This window comes from Coleofasciculus sp. G2-EDA-02, from assembly GCF_040226375.1.
Classification (GTDB): domain Bacteria; phylum Cyanobacteriota; class Cyanobacteriia; order Cyanobacteriales; family Coleofasciculaceae; genus Coleofasciculus.
Genome location: NZ_JAVKEW010000015.1, coordinates 1 through 19089, shown reverse-complemented (window position 1 = coordinate 19089; position 19089 = coordinate 1). Strand labels below are relative to the sequence as shown.

At 45.2% G+C, this 19089-nt stretch carries 18 protein-coding genes and 2 pseudogenes; 13 read left to right on the top strand and 7 right to left on the bottom strand.

Going from position 1 to position 19089, the window contains the following annotated elements; translation table 11 throughout:
- Positions 1 to 140: 140 nt before the first annotated feature.
- A complete protein-coding gene (locus RLO19_RS01160; protein WP_446353082.1) occupies positions 141 to 956 on the bottom strand; it encodes a DUF928 domain-containing protein in 816 nt (271 codons plus the stop codon).
- A 215-nt stretch (positions 957 to 1171) separates the two neighbouring features.
- Here RLO19_RS01160 and RLO19_RS01155 point away from each other — a divergent pair, with 215 nt between their 5' ends.
- The gene (locus RLO19_RS01155) at positions 1172 to 2920 is read left to right on the top strand and encodes an NAD+ synthase (RefSeq protein WP_446353080.1); all 1749 of its coding nucleotides are present in this window, start codon (positions 1172 to 1174) and stop codon (positions 2918 to 2920) included.
- A gap of 141 nt (positions 2921 to 3061) precedes the next feature.
- Complete coding sequence (locus RLO19_RS01150) at positions 3062 to 4924, top strand: response regulator (RefSeq protein WP_446353078.1); 1863 nt, start codon at positions 3062 to 3064, stop codon at positions 4922 to 4924.
- Here RLO19_RS01150 and RLO19_RS01145 read toward each other — a convergent pair.
- Positions 4921 to 5625 carry a WecB/TagA/CpsF family glycosyltransferase gene (locus RLO19_RS01145; protein WP_446353076.1) on the bottom strand — a complete coding sequence of 235 codons (705 nt, stop codon included), beginning with the start codon at positions 5623 to 5625 and terminating at the stop codon, positions 4921 to 4923. The two genes, RLO19_RS01150 and RLO19_RS01145, sit on opposite strands and share 4 nt — an antisense overlap.
- Before the next feature lie 484 nt (positions 5626 to 6109).
- On the opposite strand from RLO19_RS01145, the gene RLO19_RS01140 reads away from it, so the two are divergent.
- The 6 genes from RLO19_RS01140 (at position 6110) to cmoB (ending at position 12449) form a co-directional block, all read left to right on the top strand.
- Positions 6110 to 7333, top strand: a complete 1224-nt coding sequence (locus RLO19_RS01140; RefSeq protein WP_446353074.1) for a peptidase U32 family protein — start codon at positions 6110 to 6112, stop codon at positions 7331 to 7333.
- 94 nt (positions 7334 to 7427) lie between these two features.
- Positions 7428 to 8636 carry a U32 family peptidase gene (locus RLO19_RS01135; RefSeq protein WP_446353072.1) on the top strand — a complete coding sequence of 403 codons (1209 nt, stop codon included), beginning with the start codon at positions 7428 to 7430 and terminating at the stop codon, positions 8634 to 8636.
- A 222-nt stretch (positions 8637 to 8858) separates the two neighbouring features.
- Positions 8859 to 9569: a tRNA1(Val) (adenine(37)-N6)-methyltransferase gene (locus RLO19_RS01130; protein WP_446353070.1), complete on the top strand. Its 711-nt coding sequence runs from the start codon at positions 8859 to 8861 to the stop codon at positions 9567 to 9569.
- 276 nt (positions 9570 to 9845) lie between these two features.
- Positions 9846 to 10136, top strand: coding sequence for a hypothetical protein (locus tag RLO19_RS01125; RefSeq protein ID WP_446353068.1), 291 nt, complete (start codon positions 9846 to 9848; stop codon positions 10134 to 10136).
- A gap of 473 nt (positions 10137 to 10609) precedes the next feature.
- Entirely contained in the window at positions 10610 to 11383 is a 774-nt protein-coding gene (gene cmoA / locus RLO19_RS01120) for a carboxy-S-adenosyl-L-methionine synthase CmoA (protein ID WP_446353066.1), read from the top strand.
- 82 nt (positions 11384 to 11465) lie between these two features.
- Entirely contained in the window at positions 11466 to 12449 is a 984-nt protein-coding gene (cmoB, locus tag RLO19_RS01115; protein ID WP_446353064.1) for a tRNA 5-methoxyuridine(34)/uridine 5-oxyacetic acid(34) synthase CmoB, read from the top strand.
- Positions 12450 to 12712: 263 nt separating this feature from the next.
- Here cmoB and RLO19_RS01110 read toward each other — a convergent pair whose 3' ends face one another.
- Positions 12713 to 13216: a YbjN domain-containing protein gene (locus RLO19_RS01110; protein ID WP_446353062.1), complete on the bottom strand. Its 504-nt coding sequence runs from the start codon at positions 13214 to 13216 to the stop codon at positions 12713 to 12715.
- A 213-nt stretch (positions 13217 to 13429) separates the two neighbouring features.
- Positions 13430 to 13879: pseudogene (locus tag RLO19_RS01105) on the bottom strand (SAM-dependent methyltransferase); the annotation flags it as partial.
- A gap of 191 nt (positions 13880 to 14070) precedes the next feature.
- On the opposite strand from RLO19_RS01105, the gene RLO19_RS01100 reads away from it, so the two are divergent.
- Together RLO19_RS01100 and RLO19_RS01095 are read left to right on the top strand one after the other, a co-directional pair.
- The gene (locus RLO19_RS01100; RefSeq protein ID WP_446353060.1) at positions 14071 to 14217 is read left to right on the top strand and encodes a hypothetical protein; all 147 of its coding nucleotides are present in this window, start codon (positions 14071 to 14073) and stop codon (positions 14215 to 14217) included.
- Positions 14218 to 14382: 165 nt separating this feature from the next.
- Entirely contained in the window at positions 14383 to 14517 is a 135-nt protein-coding gene (locus RLO19_RS01095; RefSeq protein ID WP_446353084.1) for a pentapeptide repeat-containing protein, read from the top strand.
- A 184-nt stretch (positions 14518 to 14701) separates the two neighbouring features.
- Here RLO19_RS01095 and glnA read toward each other — a convergent pair whose 3' ends face one another.
- Positions 14702 to 16123 (bottom strand): type I glutamate--ammonia ligase, encoded by a 1422-nt coding sequence (gene glnA / locus RLO19_RS01090; protein ID WP_446353059.1) that lies wholly within the window; start codon positions 16121 to 16123, stop codon positions 14702 to 14704.
- A 513-nt stretch (positions 16124 to 16636) separates the two neighbouring features.
- On the opposite strand from glnA, the gene RLO19_RS01085 reads away from it, so the two are divergent.
- A complete protein-coding gene (locus RLO19_RS01085; RefSeq protein ID WP_446353057.1) occupies positions 16637 to 16768 on the top strand; it encodes a hypothetical protein in 132 nt (43 codons plus the stop codon).
- 120 nt (positions 16769 to 16888) lie between these two features.
- On the top strand, positions 16889 to 17398 hold the full coding sequence (gene apcB / locus RLO19_RS01080) for an allophycocyanin subunit beta (protein WP_446338868.1): 510 nt from the start codon (positions 16889 to 16891) through the stop codon (positions 17396 to 17398).
- A 156-nt stretch (positions 17399 to 17554) separates the two neighbouring features.
- Here the strand turns inward: apcB and RLO19_RS01075 are convergent, their stop codons facing one another.
- Together RLO19_RS01075 and RLO19_RS01070 are read right to left on the bottom strand one after the other, a co-directional pair.
- Positions 17555 to 17887 carry an EamA family transporter gene (locus RLO19_RS01075; protein ID WP_446338867.1) on the bottom strand — a complete coding sequence of 111 codons (333 nt, stop codon included), beginning with the start codon at positions 17885 to 17887 and terminating at the stop codon, positions 17555 to 17557.
- A gap of 189 nt (positions 17888 to 18076) precedes the next feature.
- A complete protein-coding gene (locus RLO19_RS01070) occupies positions 18077 to 18469 on the bottom strand; it encodes a J domain-containing protein (protein ID WP_446353055.1) in 393 nt (130 codons plus the stop codon).
- A gap of 328 nt (positions 18470 to 18797) precedes the next feature.
- On the opposite strand from RLO19_RS01070, the pseudogene RLO19_RS01065 reads away from it, so the two are divergent.
- Positions 18798 to 19089 (top strand): annotated as a pseudogene (locus RLO19_RS01065) (RNA-guided endonuclease InsQ/TnpB family protein); the annotation flags it as partial.

Below are 19089 nucleotides of genomic sequence, written 5' to 3'. Positions count from 1 at the left end.
TCATGTCTAGGAAGAGCGAAGCGTGACGCTTGCGCGATAGCGAGGAACGAGCGTCAGAATCTGGGCAGATGCTTCGCGTCACTCCGTTTCACTGCGTTTTGCTCAGCATGACAGATTCTACCTTAGACTGCAACTTGGTATCAATCTTTGAACTCTCTCATCGCCTCAGCATCTTGAGTTTCAACCGCACAGGAGTGAACCAAACACTCAATGGGAATATTGTCCAACTCCACCGATGTTAACAATTCTTGCATCTCATCTGCGATCGCGGAGTCATGGGGAAATTGTTGATAGAGTCGAGCTAAAATCATCAGCGTTTCTGCCCAAATCATTTCTTTGGCATAGTTAGAGGCTTCGTATTGAAGACGTTGTTTGATCCGTTCGGGTTGATTTACGAGTGCATCAAGAAGGGTTTGCAGTTCTGCGGGTGGGGTGGTTCCGTTCTGAATCGGTTGACGCTGGATTAAACCTCGAACAAAATGATCATTACTGCGATCATCAGGGTTACACACTAATGCCAATGTCCAAATATACCTTGTGTCAGTTGCCAGAGATATGTGATCAGGAAGCTTAAATTCTAAAATACCGGGTACTTGGGTTAGGGGTATTTGTGTATAGTAGTAAGTTTCCTGGTTTTCCTCGTCCACAAGCAGAAAATCGGCTGACTGCGCTTGTGTGGGGGGAATATACCAAAACAAGCTGGGGTTGGAAGATATGGTAGTCGTTAGATTATTCATTGGCGTTAGCGCCGTTAAGCGAGTCTTTCCGGTAACACAAGGAATACCCCGTTGTCCGCCCCCGCCGGTTCTCTGGGGTGCGCCAATATTTTCTCCTGGAGGAAACTTTAAACTAATATCGAACGACTGTGCTTTGATTCGAGGTGCAGCGAAAGCCAACGCTAACCCGAAGATTAGCGTAACCGTACCGAGATAGGTAAAATGCTTCAGACCACCCATGGTATAACCTTCTTGTAATCTAGTCTTGAGATCTATTACCACAGTCGCTTTCAATCTAAGGCATGACGGTTGTCTTCGCCGCTAGTTCCTCTCATTTTATTTTGTGGCGGAATTTTGAGACAGAAGTCAAAAAGACAGCGTATTCGACCAAAAACTAATGACTAACGACTAATGACATGTTAGCTTGAACCTAGCCAGCCTATTGAGTGTCTCTGATGAAACTTGCGATCGCACAACTCAATCCCACGATTGGCGACTTAACCAGCAATGCCCAAAAAATCCTTGATGCGGCGAATCAGGCGGCGCGTCAGGGTGTCCGCCTCTTATTGACCCCTGAACTATCCCTGTGTGGATATCCGCCGCGAGACTTGCTATTAAATCCCACTTTTATGGAGTCCATGACAGAATGTCTGGACAACTTAGCCCAACAGTTACCCTCAACCCTAGCAGTTTTGGTGGGAACAGTAACAGCGAATCCCAAAGCTGAGAGTTCGGGAGGTAAACCTTTATTCAATAGTATTGCCCTGTTGGAGGGCGGTAAGATACAGCAGGTGTTTCATAAGCGCCTGTTGCCAACCTATGATGTATTTGATGAGAACCGCTATTTTGAAGCCGGAGTCGAGAGTAATTCATTTACCTTAGAGGCACACTCAGCTACCCCAATTAAAATTGGCGTGACGATTTGCGAGGATCTGTGGAACGATGAGGAGTTTTGGGGGAAGCGTACCTATCAGTTCAATCCCATTACCGACTTAGTCCAGCAAAAGGTTGATTTGATTGTCAATCTCTCCGCATCGCCCTATAGTGTGGGCAAGCAACAACTGCGGGAAGCTATGTTGCAACATAGCGCTAGGCGTTATCAGCAACCGATTCTCTACGCCAATCAGGTGGGGGGAAATGACGACTTAATCTTTGATGGGAGTAGTGTGGGATTTAACCGCGCCGGGGAAATGGTTTGTCGCGCCCCTGCCTTTGAAACCGATGTTTTGCTGGTAGACTTTGATCCACTCCAACGGGATTTACGCCAGAGTGCGATCGCACCCGCCCCAGAGAGTATAAATGCTCAAATATGGTCGGCTTTAGTTCTAGGCATCCGAGACTATGCTCGCAAATGTGGCTTTAAACGGGTGGTGATTGGTTTGAGTGGGGGAATTGATTCATCCCTAGTTGCTGCCCTTGCCACAGAAGCCTTGGGACCTGAAAATGTACTTGGTGTTCTCATGCCATCCCCCCATTCCTCTAAACACTCCATCGATGATGCCCTAGCTTTAGCCAAAAATTTAGGGATTAAAACTCATACCTTGCCCATTGGCGACTTGATGCAGGGGTATAACCAAAGTTTAGAACCCCTATTTGCCGGCACCGAATTTGGCACAGCTGAGGAGAATATTCAAGCCCGGATTCGGGGAAACTTGTTAATGGCGATCGCGAATAAGTTTGACTATCTGCTAATCTCGACGGGGAATAAGTCAGAGATGGCGGTGGGGTACTGTACTCTCTATGGGGATATGAACGGTGGACTAGCCGCGATCGCAGATGTTCCCAAAACCCGCGTTTATTCCCTCTGTGAGTGGCTTAATTCTACCCAAGCTAAGGCATCGCCAAGCCAAGCTACCCCAAAGCCATTATCGGATACCCAACTAGAAATTATTCCCGCCAATGTCTTAGCCAAACCTCCAAGTGCTGAACTCAAACCGGATCAAACTGACCAAGACTCCTTACCGTCTTATGACATCTTGGATGATATCTTACAACGCCTGATTCATGACCATCAATCTGCCCACCAAATCATCGGCGCCGGACATGATCCAGAGATTGTCCATAAAGTGATGCAAATGGTAGCACGGGCAGAATTTAAGCGCCGCCAAGCACCACCAGGATTAAAGATTACCGATCGGGCATTTGGCACAGGTTGGCGGATGCCCATAGCTAGTCGTTGGGTCGCGGTTAAGGAATCTATCTAACGATAGATCTAAAAGTTTATTATCTTGAATAAATCTTAATTTTTATTGAGGATTGTGTACTTTTCAGTCAAGAATCCCTCAGAAAAAGGTGAAGATCAAAGGGAATACAGAGCAACCCCATTCCCAATTCTCCCCTTTCCCATGAAGATTCTGATAGTCGATGATGATCCAGCGACAGCTTCACCCCTGATTGAAGCACTCACAGCCCATAACTACACCATTGAAGCAGCAACGAATGCTGATCATGGACTGGAACTGGCTCAAACCTCTCACTATGACTTAGCCGTCTTAGACGTTACACCTCAAAAGCTAGATGGCATTCATCTATGCCAAAAACTGCGCCATCAGGGTTCTCAAATGCCGATTCTCCTCGTCAGCCCTAAGGGGAGTAGCGCCGATCACATTCGCGGATTAGAGGCGGGTGCTGATGACTATGTAATTAAACCCTATGATCTGTGCGAATTGATAGCACGAATTCGGGCATTATTGCGGCGGCGTCACTCCACAATATCAAAGGTGTTGACCTGGGAGAAGCTGCGGCTAGAACCGGATACGGGTGAAGTGATGTATAAAGGCAAATTATTACGCTTAACACCCAAAGAATACGGATTGTTAGAACTATTCCTCCGTCATCCTCGACGTATTTTTAGCCGCAGTGCTATCCTAAATCACATTTGGTCGAGTGATGAATTTCCCGGTGAGGAAGCCGTAACCACCCAAATTAAAGGGTTGCGGCAAAAGCTTAAAGCCGCCGGGATAAAAATTAATTTAATTGAAACAGTATACGGCGTAGGGTATCGCCTCAAAGATGCACCCACTCAGGAAAAAGAAGACAAAAAAATCAGGGAAAATGTAGAAATCTCTCATGACACGTCTGAAGCTAAAGTCATGGCAGCGGTTGCCAAAATCTGGCAAAAGTTTAAAGAAAGCCTCCCGGAAAAGCTAGACGTATTTAGGCAAGTGAGTTTAACCCTAGCGACAGGAACCCTGAATCAGCAACTCTATGAACATGCCAAAATGGAAGCACACCGATTAGTTGGCTCATTAGGATCGTTTGGTTGTGCAGAGGGTTCTCAAATCGCACGAGAAATCGAACAGCTTTTGCAGACTCAGACAAAAGCAACGCCGCCAGACGCCCAGAAACTGAAACATTTAATAGACTCACTCCAACAGGCGATCGCAACCAAACCCGCCCTTGTTCAGGTGGCGCCCCCTGTCTGTGATCCGCCAACCTCTTCCACTTCCCCAGCCCAATTATTGGTTATTGACGATGATCAGATCCTCACTCAACATATAGAAATCGAAGCAAAAGCCTGGGGATTGCAGGTAAATAGCGCCCCTCACCCTCAAGCCGCAAAACGAGCGATCGCGCTACATCCTCCCGATGTAATTTTGCTGGATCTCACCTTTGCTGACACCCAAGAAAACGGCTTTGAACTCCTAGCAGAACTTGCTAACCAACACTCACAAATTCCCGTTTTCATCTTTTCCAGTCAAAATCACCTCAGCAGTCGCGTAAAAGCCGCCCGTCTAGGTGCTGCTACCTTTTTACACAAACCCATGACTCCCCCAGAAATTTTGCACGCGGTGACTCAAGCGATTAATCAGCAGAAATTGGGGGAAGCTAAAGTCTTAGTCGTGGATGATGACGAGCAAATCCTCGCCCTGCTGCGCCACTTGCTGCAACCCTGGGGACTAAAGGTGACTACGTTGGCAAATCCCCAACGCTTCTGGGATGTTCTAGAAGCCGTATCCCCTGACTTACTAATTTTAGACGTAGAAATGCCGGAATATAGTGGCATAGAGTTATGCCAAGTGGTTCGTCATGACTTACGCTGGAGTAACTTACCCGTGCTATTTCTCTCCGCCCATACAGAAGTGCAAACGGTGCAGCAAGTTTTTAGAGTCGGTGCTGATGATTACGTGAAAAAACCGATAGTAGAGCCTGAACTCATTACCCGTGTGTTAAATCGGCTAGAACGTCGATCCAGTAATAGCAGTTAAGCAAAACGTTGTCCGATCGCTTTGAGAGCAAACTGCGGTAGAGCCATCATCCGCCGCCAGCGCCAAGGTTCTTGATAGAGTCGATAGAGCCATTCCAAATGATGATTCCGCAACCAGACAGGCGCACGGGATTTAACCCCAGCCCAAATATCAAAGCTACCGCCAACGCCAATCCAAAGGGAGCGAGGACACAAATGCCGGTTTTGGGCAATCCACAACTCCTGACGGGGAACCCCTAAACCGACAAAAATTAATGGCGGTTGTTCTTTTGCTAATGTAACTTTGAGTTTATCTTCAGCTTCTGGGGACAGATAGCCATCTTCAATTCCTGCGATCGCGAGTTTCGGGTATTGTTCTTGCCATATCTTAGCCGCCGCTTGAGCAATACCCGGTTGACCCCCATAGAAAAAAACCGGATAAGACTTACCCCATTCTCCCGCCTGTTGCAGTAACGATTCTGCCAACTCAATTCCTGGACAACGCTGATGTCGGATACCGTGGAGGAGTAAGTAAAGGATAACACCTGAACCATCAGGGACAACTAATTCCGCTTGTAGGATTGAACTTGCCAAAGCTGGATTACACTCCGCCTGCATTACCATTTCTGCGTTCAATGTCACCACATGACACCCCAGGTTTTGCCCAAGGCGATTACCCAACCAGCGATCGTACTCTTGGAGTAGGTGAACAGGTAGTCCCATAACAGGGAACGGCTTCGGGGTCTCACACATAATCAGGTTGTTGCTTATTCTCCCATCAAATTAACACTTAGCAGACTATCTGATCCGGACGTTAAACGCTAGCCTCTGGTTAAGATTGATCAAGCTGCTGCGAAAAATGAGAAGAGACGCGATACTTCGCGCCTCTGAAATCTGTCTCTACTAGAATTTGCTCACTAGATGGCTCTTTTTACCAAGCGATCTGGGTACAAGCCAAGCGGTGTGAAGGGGCATTCCCACTACCCTTGAACCCACTTGTCTGTTACTTCTGTTATAGGAGAAAATCTGTAAAGATAGGAACAAGTTGGGCTAATCCATTTTAAAGATTGCAACAAGATAGTCTTATGTCCTTTGTCCTTTGTCCTTTCTCACCGATATCTCTGCCTCATATCCCATCCTTTTTCTGGATGCGATCGCACCACGAATGTTAAATTAGTGCTGTTCCCGCTTATCCTTCAACCCAGACATGCTCAAACCTGAACTCCTCGCCCCAGCGAAGAATCTGGAACGCTTAAAAGTCGCCATTGCTTATGGTGCAGATGCGGTGTATCTAGGGGGACAAAACTATGGATTGCGGGCGCGTGCAGATAATTTTACTGACTCTGAGTTAGCTCAAGGTGTGGCATTTGCCCATCAACATGATGCCAAAATTTACGTCACACTGAACGCTTTTCTCCACGATGCAGACTTTGAGGGACTCATTGATTATTGCCAGTTTCTAGAATCTCTTGGCGTTGATGGGGTAATCGTCTCCGATTTAGGGGTTATCCGAGTTGTTCAAAGGAATTCAAATCTACCTATTCACCTCTCCACTCAAGCATCTTGTCTCAATTCCTACAGCGCCATTTTGTGGAAAAAAATGGGAGTAAAGCGCTTAATTGTCGGTCGAGAACTCAGTATTGCTGAAGCGGGTTTAATTCGAGAACAATCCGGTATTGACGTGGAAATGTTTGCCCACGGTGCAATGTGTATGGCATATTCTGGTCATTGTACCATTTCTAATTTTACCGCAGGTCGCGATTCTAACCGGGGCGGATGTATCCAATCCTGTCGATTACCCTATCACTTACAAAGTCATGATGATAAAGCCGATGATTTGGTCAGCTTCATGTCTTCTAGAGATTTGTGGGGAATTTATCAGATTGGCGAGTTTTTTAACCATAATATTTGCTCCTTAAAAATAGAAGGACGGATGAAATCATCGTTCTATGTCGGCTTAACCTGTAAAGTTTATCGTCAATTAATTGATGCTTATGCAGTCGGCAGATTAGATGAACAGCTCCTCAGCCAAGCCGCAGCCGAACTGCAATCGATTCCTAACCGAGACTATTTTTCAGGTTCCTTAGAAACACCAGCCGATAAGGATTCAGTCTTTGGACAGTTATCGGGAATTAATACAGGAACTCACTGCTATTTAGGCATGGTTATGGATACAACCTCCCAAGAGATTATTTTACGACTCGTTGAACCCTTGGCAGTCGGTAATGAAATTGAAATTATCCCTTTTCATGGAGAACCGATAGGGTGGCAAGTTAATCAGATTTTTTCTATGACAGGTGAACGGTTAGAATCGATGCGAAAGGACAGTATTGTTCGCTTACCCAAACCGGATGACTCCGTGCGATCGCATAATATCACCAAATTAAATGTCGTTCGATTCAACCGTTCCTTGTTACCTGCATTGATGTAGGGGCGAAGCATTCTTGCCAAAAACTTAGTCCGAAGAGTATAAAGTTTATCCAAGAATGCTTCGCCCATTCCTCCAAATTTAACGACAAATTACAATGCAATTTAATACATTTGTTTCATCAATTCAGGATTTAGAGTATTGTGTCAAAGCCCCCAATTTACGAGAAGTATTATTAGAACCAATACTATTAGCGAGACAGGGACAATTATCAAAAGCGAAGGTACATGATTTAGCCAAACAAGCTTGGCAAAAAGAACTGCGCCCGGTACTCGTCTGGGATCTGTTAATGCCAGAACGAGTAATGAGAACTATTTGTAATCATTTAAAGGATTGGCAACTCAGTCACTTTAGTGCAATTCGTGTCTGCGATCCTGGCGCGGCTTATTGGCTGAAAACTCATTTTCCTGAGATTCCCATCCAGTTAATTGTTGAGACAGGGAATCACAATCTGGAGGCGTTGCAGGGATGGTGCGAGATTCTTTCGGAGTCGTTGGAACGGTTAGTGTTATCGATTGAACTACCGGAAGAAAAGCTGATTGAATATTGCCAAACCTTACCCGTTACCTGTGAATTGCTGGGTGTCGGATCTATTCTTCTATTTTACTCGCCGCGATCGCTCTTAGTAAACCCGTTGCTGGAAAGCCCGCAAACAGAAGGAACAGAGGACACTGATTCTCTATATCGATTTAACCCCGACTCCCCTCTCTACCTAGAAGCGACGGCGGCTTTTGCTGATAATCCTAATCGCCATTTTCCTACTTTAGAAACTCCCCATGGCACGTTCATGTTCTTAGACAAAGATCAGTTTATTCTCGATCGTTTAGATGGGTTGCGTGAGGCGGGTTTACATACAGTGCGATTGGACTTACGACATCTGAGTCAGGAGGATAATGTCGCCGTTGATATTGATAAAATTTGTCGCCAAATCTTAGAAAATCCGGCAAAATTACGGGAAAACTGGTTCCGAGAAACACGCGCTCCTTTTTTCAAAGCGAATCGCACCACCGCATTGTTCCCCCGGATGAAATCAAAACTATCTGAATACCGAAATGACACCTGTTTAGCGGAAGTTATGGCTGGCGAAAGTGGCAAATATGTGGTTTTTTACACCTGGCGTTCCTTCGAGATTTCACAGATTCAAGGTATGGTTTTGCCCACGGGTGAAGCGATTGTTCCCCAAGATGTTATTTTTCGCAACGTAAACGGTGAACCTGTTGATACCTTTGAACCCGAACAAATTTTAGTGACTGATTGGATTAAAAAAGCCGTACCAGGTTCTCTTTTGTTGGGAAAAAATTATTGATAATGCAAACATGTAGGGGCGGGTTTGACAGATAACAGTTTGCCACAAACCGATAACGTGACTAAACCCGCCCTTCTAAAGTGCGATACCACCTTGATAAGGGCGCAAGCCTTGCGCCCTACGTTCGGGTGTACCTCATTTGGGTCATATCTACTAAAAATCTGCTAATTTCTACTAAATTAGTAGATTAAGGTGTCAGCTATTCATGATCAACGACTGAGAATGTCTAATCCATACTTTCGCTTCAAACAATTCACCGTATTTCACGATCGCTGTGCGATGAAGGTTGGCACGGATGGTACACTCTTAGGGGCATGGACGGATATCACAGGTATACAAAGCATTCTGGATATTGGCACAGGAACGGGTTTGGTGGCACTGATGTTGGCACAGCGATCGCAGGCGCACATCGACGCCGTGGAAATTGACGCAGAGGCTTGCATTCAGGCGCAGGAGAATGTGGCGCGATCGCCGTGGCGCGATCGCATTCAGGTGTATCAGGGTTCTGTGCAAGATTATGCCACGACTTGCTCTAAGCGGTACGATCTGATTGTGTCTAATCCCCCCTTTTTTGACAATGCCAGTAAAGCGTCACAAAAGGCGAGAACCGTAGCACGACATAGTGATTCTTTGAAGCAATTGGATCTATTACAAGTGACAGAAAAGCTTTTGTGTGAGAACGGTAGGCTTGTTGTCATTTACCCCACTGAAGCAGCCCAACTCTTCCAAGAAAAAGCCGCATCATTCGGTTTCTTTTGCCACAGTAAACTCTACATTAAACCAACTTTAGCTAGTCCAACTAAACGGATTGTACTGGAACTGGAAAAACATCAGTTATCCTCTCAGGAAAACGTTCTCGCGATAGAAGCCACCAGACGGGTTTATACCCCTGAATTTATTAGCTTGATTAAAGACTTTTACCTGAATTATTAATTGGAATATATAGATTAAAAATGATAATACAAGACGCGCCATGGCTCGTCTCTACAACTCCGGCAGAACGTCTCCACCAAATGATGTGTCCTAACCGCTATGGCGGTTGCTATATAACCATAGCCATAAGCCGGATGCCTGTTAACTTCGTAGGTTGGGTTGAGGAACGAAACCCAACTAGAACATAGGAGCTGAAACTATAGTGAAACTCGTTACCAAGATTGAGTCTAACTTTAGGCTGATGAGAATCCTGCAAATAATAACCAAACTAGAAATATGTGGAATAATCAAAATCCCCCAGAATTCGAGCATGACGGTTTTCCCCATCCCCAACAAGATGGGGCAGATGACACATCTCCAGACACTGAACGGGAAAGCCTTGACCCTAATCTATCGCCAGAGCATATAAAATCGACCAAAAAATCTTTGAAGCGCATCTATATCACTCTCCTAATTATTGGTTTAATTTTAGGAGGAGTGGTATCTGTAGGAGTTGTTATCGCCCTTGATCGCATGGGATTGACAGACGCTCCAGCAGATGTGGAAGAGACTGAAATCCCCTATTAAGCCGAATGGCGCTGAAAAGCGTGCATTTTTGGGTCGCCGAAACCCTTGATATACCGTAGGGTGGGCATTGCCCACCAGCCAAAATTTTAGTACTATTCCTCTTAAGTCAGTGTCATTCCTATTAAGCCTGTCGTGCCTCAAATTGGATAGTTGTGCGCTCAGTACGTTATACGCCAAATGAGGTAATATAGGATAATCCCACCGAAAAAAACTAAACCTGCCTCTACATGAATAAGGGCGGGTTTTGTTGTTCCTTTATCGGTGGGCAAGGGCGGGTTTTGTTGTTCCTTTATCGGTGGGCAAGGGCAGGTTTTGTTGTTCCTTTATCGGTGGGCAAGGGCGGGTTTTGTTGTTCCTTTATTCCAGCAGTAGCTGGTTTTAGTCCCTAAACCCGCCCCTACAGTCCCTAAACCCGCCCCTACAATTCCTAAACCCGCCTCTACAATTCCTAAACCCGCCTCTACAATTGGCTGATGAATTACGACAAACCCGATCCAGAACTCTATCCCACAAAACTTTATCTGAGTCCGGAAAAAGATGAACTCTTTGAAAAAGGAGTGTGGCCCAAGCCGTTTGTCTTTAACCAGGATGTGGTCAATGTCTTTGATAATATGATATCCCGTTCAGTGCCTCTGTATCAAGAGGTGCTAACCTGTGCCGCTCATTGGGCTAGGGAGTATTATCAACCGGGAACGCAGATTATAGATGTTGGCTGTTCTACGGGAACCTTTATGGAACTACTGGGGCGTTTCTTGAAGCAAAACGCTACGCTGGTTGGGATTGATAATTCTCAACCCATGATAGAGAAAGCGGAGCAGAAGTTGGTTCAGATTAAACAGATACATCAGATTCAATTCATCTGTGATCAGGCAGAAAACTGTTCCTTTGAGAATAGTAGCGTTGTTGTTATCAACTACACCCTACAATTTTTGCCGCTACAGGTGCGTCAACTCTTGCTCCGAACTATCTATGAGGGATTGGTTCCAGGTGGCTTACTCTTCGTCAGTGAAAAGGTCAAGTCACCCTATCCTCAATTTCAAGAGACAATCACCCGACACTACGAAGCCTTTAAAGCTCATAATGGTTATGCCCGTACTGAAATTGAACGCAAAAAGGAGGCGCTAGAGAATGTGTTAGTGCCTTTAACTGAAGCCCAGCAGGTGCAAATGTTGTATGATAGTGGCTTTAAAAAAGTTGATTCGCTGATTAAATTACATAACTTTATTTCCTGGGTGGCTCTCAAGTAAGGGGAATTTGGAGGAGGAACCACAGCAACCCAAAAATCCTCTGTGTTCTCTGTGCCTCTGTGGTGCTTTATCTCAATAAACAATGACAAATTCTGATATTGGTTATATACCCCCTGATTATCTAGAGCGCTACCCCGAAACTGTAGCACGAGAGGCGATTTTATCAGTACGCAAAGAGCGACAATCTAAATTATTCGCCCCTCAAATGACTCAGTACCGAGAAGCAGTGCAGGCGGTTCAGGACATCCACAGTGATTGGTATGACTTCTCTGATGCTGTGGTTAAAGTGGGTCATGCTGAGGAACTCACCGCCGCACAACAGCAGCGATTTTATCACTCGTTGCAAGCCTTTTGCCCGTGGAAAAAAGGACCCTTTGAACTGTTTGGGATTACCATTGATGCTGAGTGGCGTTCTGACTGGAAATGGGCGCGAATTTTGCCCCATATCCATTCGCTGAAAAATCGTCGGGTGGCGGATATTGGCTGTCACAATGGCTATTTTATGTTTCGCATGGCTGATCAGGAACCGGAGTGTGTGATTGGGTTTGAACCCGTTTCTAAGCACTTTTGGAACTTTCAGCTTATCCAAAATATTGTTCAGCAACCAATGCTTAACTTTGAGTTATTGGGGGTTGAGCATATTGATTTTTATCCTGATTTCTTTAATACGATTTTTTGTCTAGGGATTCTTTACCATCATCGAGATCCGATTAATTTATTGAGTAAACTGCGACAAGCCCTAGCACCTAAGGGAGAAATTGTGATTGATTGTCAGGGAATTCCCGGGGAACTTCCTGTTGCGTTGACTCCTCGCAAGCGCTATGCTAAAGCACGCGGGATTTGGTTTTTGCCAACTCAATCTTGTTTGGAGAATTGGCTAGTACGGGCTGGCTTTAGTCACATTCACTGTTTTTTTGCTCAACCCTTGTCTGTGGAGGAACAGCGCCGCACGCCTTGGGCAAATATCGATAGTTTACGAGAGTTTCTGAATCCTAATGACTTATCAGTAACGGTAGAAGGGTATCCCGCACCATGGCGCTATTATGTAATGGCTTGTAAAGATTAAACGTGATTTTATTGGTTTTACGGAACAAAAGCAGGCGATTATTGATGAGTTATAGGAGTGCGATCGCGGTTTTGAACTCCTATACCTGAGATTAATGACAAGGGAAATAAATAAGCTTCAACAGCCTTGATTTAAGATACTACAAAAACGCTACAGGTCTCTCAGGTTTTGCACCCGACTCAGTAGAATAGAAAAGGTTGAGATTACCATATCAGCCATAGATGAGAGGAGGTTGCGATCGCGAAGTCTGTTTGTAGTACAACTCAAGACGCGCCAAACTCTTCCTGTAATGCTTCATCATTATCATCCGCGATCGTGGCAACGATAGTAATCGCCCGAGAAATTTCTCCTGGCGATAATTCAGCTACCGTGCGCGACGATAACACCACCACTTGATCATCCACAATGCCAAAACGGGCTTCAAAAGTATCTGACCAGTTCATTTCCAGAAGTCTACGCATCAATTCGGCTTCTTTTTCAGCCGGGAGATTCAGCACCGAAGACCAAACGGTAAACGTATCCTCATCTGTAGAACCCGTCAATTGGACAAAGACTTCAACGCTACCATACTTAAACTTCCAGAGATAGCCTTCCTCGTTATGGCTTACCATCGCACTATCATCTTGCTCCAGGCTGGAGATGACTGTTTCGATAGTTTCTACATAGTTGACGGTAACCTGATCTTGGATAAACTCAGTCGAGATGATCTCTTCCGTTGACAAGCTTTCTGTAGACACCGTTTCTGGATTCGATTTTTTAGTGGTCATAGACGTTTCTCTATAGCAGTTGACAATTGTATATAACACAAGGCGTGGTATTTACCTAATCTGGCAATTCATCTCACACCATAATCTTGATTTGGCGTCTTGATAGGTGGGAGTAGCCCCAACCTTATTTTATCGGGTGAACTACCCCCACTAAGTCGGAGTACCGACTATACTGGGGGCTTCGACAATCACGGGGGAATGCCTCTGCTTGGGCTGCAAATCATACAAGTTGGCTGAGGTATCACTCAAGTAGCCATCGGTTTGGTAATGGAAGTTGCGCCGATAGTAGTTTGGATAATTTTCTATCTCAATCTCCGGCGAGAACTCCTGAAATCGATTTTGGTAGGTTCGTTCCCATCTGTTTGGCATATCTAGCCAATCTAATGGATAGTAGCGCAAGAAGTCTTGCCAAGGGTTATCAAACAGCAGGCTTTCAGGATACACGCCCCGTTCCGCATCCTGCCAATCAGTTTCCAGAATCTGCTCGAACCTTTGCCGAAGTAGTTCCAGGATTTCTGGAGAGAGGGGTTGGGTTTTAAGTTCATTAAGGGGAGGATGGAAGACATTCAGCAGTTGAGAACTGAGGTTTTTGTGTGCCAGCGCAAAAGCCGCTTTTCCTTGCTGGAATGTTTGATATGCCAGTTTTGTGATCGGGTCAGCCATGAGTTGTTAAGCGTGTTGTTACTTAAACATAATTTATTAAGTATTGTAACTAAAAAATTAGAAAAGTTCACAGAGTCAGTCCTAGAGTTGAGGGGAGATGCAGCCAAAAAAAGCCACCCCTAGGGATTGCTTTTTTTATCTTGTGCTATTGGCTGAGACTAGACATCGTAGTCGAGGGAAAACTCATAGGGATGAGGACGCAACCGCATTGGGTTGATCTCATTGTCGAGTTTGTCGGCAATCGAGTTGTCGATAAAGTCTTCGGTGAATACACCTGTACTGGTCAAGAAGCTATAGCTGTTTTACTAATCAAAGACGCCGAGCTAGAGCGTGTCTAAATCATTTGTACAATTAACTGACGTTCTTTCCCAATACGTGATATTTACGAAACTTCTGTGGTCTATACCTTTGAGGTTATGCTCTTTTTTTTTTCAGTTTCACCTAAGTTGTACAACTCAAATAGACGCGCTATAAATTTGGGAAATGGTGGCAGGCTATAGGTTATCCTATTCAAGGATCAACCTCATCTAACAGATGCTGCTCTCTATGGCGCTAACCTGAAGGATGCCAAGATTAAGGGAGCCAATCTTGAGGGAGCTAAGCTGAAGGGAGCCAATATAGAAGAAGCTATTCAGTAAACGCCTCAGAGGGAGAACACACAAAAGCGCAGTCTTTTACCGCGCTTTTGTTCGTTTGCCAGGTGGCTACACCACCTGAGCAACTGTACTCAACCCGCCCCTCTAGACGAAGCCAGAGAAGTAGGTAGAAAAAAGCCATCCTGACCGGGTGGCTTTTTTTGTCATCTTGTGCTAATCACTAAGACTAGACATCGTAGTAGAGGGAAAACTCATAGGGATGAGGACGCAACCGCATCGGGTTGATCTCATTGTCGAGTTTGTAGGCAATCCAGTTGTCGATAAAGTCTTCGGTGAATACACCTGTACTGGTCAAGAAGCTATGATCCTTCTCTAAATGCTCTAAAGCAGCTTCCAGAGAACCAGGAGTTGACGGGATTTTGCTCAATTCCTCTGGTGAGAGGTCGTAGATATCCACATCTAAGGGTTCGCCTGGATCAATTTCGTTCTTAATCCCATCCAAGCCTGCACACAACATCGCCGCAAAGGCAATATAGGGATTACACGTCGCATCAGGACAACGGAATTCCATCCGCTTCGCCTTGGGATTGTCACCAGAGAGAGGAATCCGGATGGAAGCTGAACGGTTTCCTTGAGAGTAAGCTAAGTTCACAGGCGCTTCAAAGCCTGGCACCAAGCGCTTATAGGAGTTAGTCGTTGGGTTGGTTAAAGCTAGCAGCGCTGGCGCATGTCTGAGCAAACCGCCGATATAATGCAGCGCCATCTTGCTCATTTGAGCGTAGCCATCGCCGAAGAACAGGGGTTTCCCATCTTTCCAAATCGACTGGTGGGTGTGCATCCCAGAACCGTTGTCATTAAACAGGGGTTTGGGCATAAATGTGGCAGTTTTGCCATACTTCTTGGCAACATTTTTAACCACATATTTGTAAACCATCAAGAAGTCACCGGCTTCGACGATTGGTGCAAAACGGACACCGAGTTCGTTCTGTCCCCCTGTAGCAACTTCGTGGTGATGCTTTTCAATAGGCACACCACATTGAGCCATGGTTAGCAGCATTTCGGTACGCATGTCTTGCATCGTATCCGTAGGCGAAACGGGGAAATATCCTTCTTTGTAGCGAGGTTTATATCCCAAGTTCCCGCCGGCTTCTTCCCGTCCTGAATTCCAACGCCCTTCAACGCTGTCTACATAGTAGAACCCTTTGCTCTCAGTTTGATCAAAGCGAACATCGTCGAAGATAAAGAACTCGGCTTCTGGACCAAAGAAGGCAATGTCCCCAAGTCCTGTAGACTTCAAAAAGTCCAATGCTTTCTGGGCGATGGTACGGGGGTCACGGTTGTACCATTCACCAGTACGAGGCTCTTTAATCGAGCAAATCATGCTCAGGGTTTTTTCTTGCATGAATGGGTCAATCCAAGCCGTTTTCGGATCGGGAACCATTGACATGTCTGATTCGTTAATGGCTTTCCAACCGCGAATACTTGACCCGTCGAACGCTACCCCATCTTCAAAAGCACTTTCGTCAATTTGATCGTAGTAAAACGAGCAGTGCTGCCAGACCCCTGGCATGTCAATGAATTTGAGGTCAATAATTTGAATGTTTTCGTCTTGAATCATTTTCAAGACCTCTTGGGGCGTTTCTGGCATGAATGACTCCTTTTGTCAATTGGACTATTGTTTAGAAAAGTTCAAATAGTTGAACGATGGAGGAGGTCTTGTTCTGGTTCTCACCGACTTCGACAGACGGTGATGCCTGTTCTCAACCTGACGCTTAGGACTACGGGGGACATTAGGAATCAAGTCTCGCACAAACATACTAGACATGTGATTTCAGTGGCAGGAGCTGCAAACATGGGTAGACCCGTCAGCTTGTCCCCTGAGTGTGAGAAACGAGACAAGATAGAGTTTGGTGCGAGCTTTCTCCCTAAGCCGGGGAGCCGTTGTCGTACCATCTCAGGTTTACCTCAACAACCTGATTGGGCTTGAAACCTGTCTCCTTTGTATCTGACTCATCCTAGGGAGAGGCAGAGGGAGCTTTTGTATCCAAAGTTACAGAATCTAGTTTCCTGATTCTGGGTATCCTCAGAAAACGATTAAATTGTCTTAAATGTTACAAAATAATAAGGATTACCCATCTCCTATTTGTCAATCCGCTCAACCATGCCGTATTCTAGTGCAGATAAGCCAAGTTGCCTTGGGAGCAATACTTGGGTGAGTCCAGCTTATGTGATCAAAGAACAGGGTTCAGCAGGCGAGTCCCATCTGGATGGGGATGGAACGTCAACGGTATAAACATACAAGGCTAGGTTTTGTTCCGTTATGTCCATTTTGTTTGTGGGAATTTTTTGTAGCCGTGCTGCAATAACTGGCAAGATAAATAGATAAAGATATACAGATTTGGAGAGCCGACTCATGCGGGATGCGATTACAAGCCTGATTAGAAATTACGACATCACGGGTCGTTACCTCGATCGCGATGCGATCGATTCACTCAAATCTTACTTTGACAGTGGTACAGCCCGAATCATGGCAGCCGCCGTGATTAATACTAATTCAGCCTCAATTGTCAAGCAGGCAGGATCGCAACTTTTTGAAGATGTCCCGGAACTGATTCGTCCGGGTGGCAATGCTTACACGACTCGTCGCTATGCCGCTTGTTTGCGGGATATGGACTATTATCTGCGCTATGCCAGTTATGCACTGGTTGCTGGGAGTATGGATGTCCTTGACGAACGAGTACTGCAAGGTTTACGGGAAACCTACAATTCCTTGGGGGTTCCCATTGGTCCGACTGTTCGCGGTATCCAAATTATGAAAGATATCGTGAAAGAGCAAGTCGCTGCTGGGGGAGTTGCTAATACGGCATTTGTGGATCAGCCATTCGATTACATGACCCGTGAATTAAGCGAACGCAATATTTAACCTAACTCGCGGAATTCCCCACCCGCCTGTACGGTGGGGACTTATTCAATGTTCCTTCTGGATATTCGCAAGTCTAAAACTGATGCAAAAACTTTGAAAATACTTAATGGGACTCTCTTTGGGTGTGTATTCTAATCGTTGTCGCAGATAAAGGATTCACTTCTGGGATAATATGTATATTCCCAGACCAATTAGTCCCAAGGCGATAACCTGTCTGATGCCAAAAGGTTCTCCCCAAATTAAGTGAGCCAAAAAAGCGACCGCTACATAGCTAATCGAAACGCTGGGAAAAGCTACAGAAACAGGAATTTCCCTAAGGGCAAAGATGTAAAAAAGGGAAGCACAGAAATAAGACGACAATCCCACAATAATGTAGGGCTCAAGAAAGAAAAGCTTATTGCCAATACCCTGAATAGCACCAGCTTTAAGGCTTAGCTGCCCACCGATACCGATCATAATCGAAATAACTAAAGCAAAGTAGGCATTCACAGGAAAATTCTCCGATCCAGTAGAACTATCTTAATCTGAATGTCACTGCAATAAGTGCTTATTGACCGTAAAGTGGGCAAATTTGAGGTTTGGCTGAGTAAAGAAACCCTAGAGTTTATCGGCTTTACTCACTGGAGGAATCAAACCTAGCCGAAAATTTTTCTGTTTCCTGTTCTCTATTCCGCGATTTTAATCTAACCAATCATCGATGGGATTGGTTTTAAAACAAATCGATGGTCTACTTGTATTAACAGTTCGCGGATCATTTTTTTGTGGCTTCCGTTGGGTTGGCGATTTGGATAAACCCGGAGATGGTGAACGACGAGGTGGCGGTGGTGATGCTGAGTATTTTGGCTTACGACCCATTTTTCTACCATTAGCCGCCGATTGAGAACGCAAGCATTCATGGGCTTCATTGAGTTCTTGCAACTTGTACTGGGCTTTCTGTTGTAGGCGGGGATGACCCACAAAACGGTCAGGATGCCATACCCACGTCATGTCGAGATACCCTTGGTGGACTTCCTCGGGTGAGGCATTGGGTTCTAAGTCCAGGGCTCTGTAGTATCGTTCTACGTCTAGCATATACACCATCCTCACGACTGACAGCACTATATTGATAAAAATAGTAATTCAAGTTCTCCAAGGTTGTGGCTGAAACCATGCAAAACAATACATCAGTTTAGGAAAGATATCGTTTGTAAGTTTTCGTTAACGTAAGTTTACAATTTTAAATCTTAGGGTTCACTCAATTGTTGAGAGTTGGAGCGTTTTTATAGCGATCTATGTCATATTATATCAAGTTACCCGTTCTTAAGTTGAACGAACATCCCTAATCTAGAGAGGTTTGAAAAATAGGTAATTAGACGGAGATTAAGAAGATGCTAATATAAATCTATCTCGTGAAGTAATCATGCAGCAAACTCTAACCGCCAAATTAAAACTAGAAGTCACCCAGGAGCAAAAAGAACAGCTTCGGGTGATTTCTTTGGCATATAGGGATGCACTGAATTACACGTCCGGTGTGGCTTTTGAGATGGGCAAAACCGACAACGGCACCAATATCCAGAAGGAAGTTTACTACACCCTGCGAGAGCAATTTAAGCTTCCTTCGCAAATGGCTTGCAATGTTCCTCGTCAAGTTGGGGCAACCTACAAGTCATTACGGACAAAACTTAAACAAAACCAGGAGGCAATTAAGGCGG

Coding starts and splice junctions, on each gene's coding strand:
- RLO19_RS01160 (WP_446353082.1), bottom strand. CDS start 956: ATGGGTGGTCTGAAGCATTTTACCTATCTCGGTACGGTTACGCTAATC.
- RLO19_RS01155 (WP_446353080.1), top strand. CDS start 1,172: ATGAAACTTGCGATCGCACAACTCAATCCCACGATTGGCGACTTAACC.
- RLO19_RS01150 (WP_446353078.1), top strand. CDS start 3,062: ATGAAGATTCTGATAGTCGATGATGATCCAGCGACAGCTTCACCCCTG.
- RLO19_RS01145 (WP_446353076.1), bottom strand. CDS start 5,625: ATGGGACTACCTGTTCACCTACTCCAAGAGTACGATCGCTGGTTGGGT.
- RLO19_RS01140 (WP_446353074.1), top strand. CDS start 6,110: ATGCTCAAACCTGAACTCCTCGCCCCAGCGAAGAATCTGGAACGCTTA.
- RLO19_RS01135 (WP_446353072.1), top strand. CDS start 7,428: ATGCAATTTAATACATTTGTTTCATCAATTCAGGATTTAGAGTATTGT.
- RLO19_RS01130 (WP_446353070.1), top strand. CDS start 8,859: ATGTCTAATCCATACTTTCGCTTCAAACAATTCACCGTATTTCACGAT.
- RLO19_RS01125 (WP_446353068.1), top strand. CDS start 9,846: ATGTGGAATAATCAAAATCCCCCAGAATTCGAGCATGACGGTTTTCCC.
- cmoA (WP_446353066.1), top strand. CDS start 10,610: ATGAATTACGACAAACCCGATCCAGAACTCTATCCCACAAAACTTTAT.
- cmoB (WP_446353064.1), top strand. CDS start 11,466: ATGACAAATTCTGATATTGGTTATATACCCCCTGATTATCTAGAGCGC.
- RLO19_RS01110 (WP_446353062.1), bottom strand. CDS start 13,216: ATGACCACTAAAAAATCGAATCCAGAAACGGTGTCTACAGAAAGCTTG.
- RLO19_RS01100 (WP_446353060.1), top strand. CDS start 14,071: ATGAGGACGCAACCGCATTGGGTTGATCTCATTGTCGAGTTTGTCGGC.
- glnA (WP_446353059.1), bottom strand. CDS start 16,123: ATGCCAGAAACGCCCCAAGAGGTCTTGAAAATGATTCAAGACGAAAAC.
- RLO19_RS01085 (WP_446353057.1), top strand. CDS start 16,637: ATGCCGTATTCTAGTGCAGATAAGCCAAGTTGCCTTGGGAGCAATACT.
- apcB (WP_446338868.1), top strand. CDS start 16,889: ATGCGGGATGCGATTACAAGCCTGATTAGAAATTACGACATCACGGGT.
- RLO19_RS01070 (WP_446353055.1), bottom strand. CDS start 18,469: ATGCTAGACGTAGAACGATACTACAGAGCCCTGGACTTAGAACCCAAT.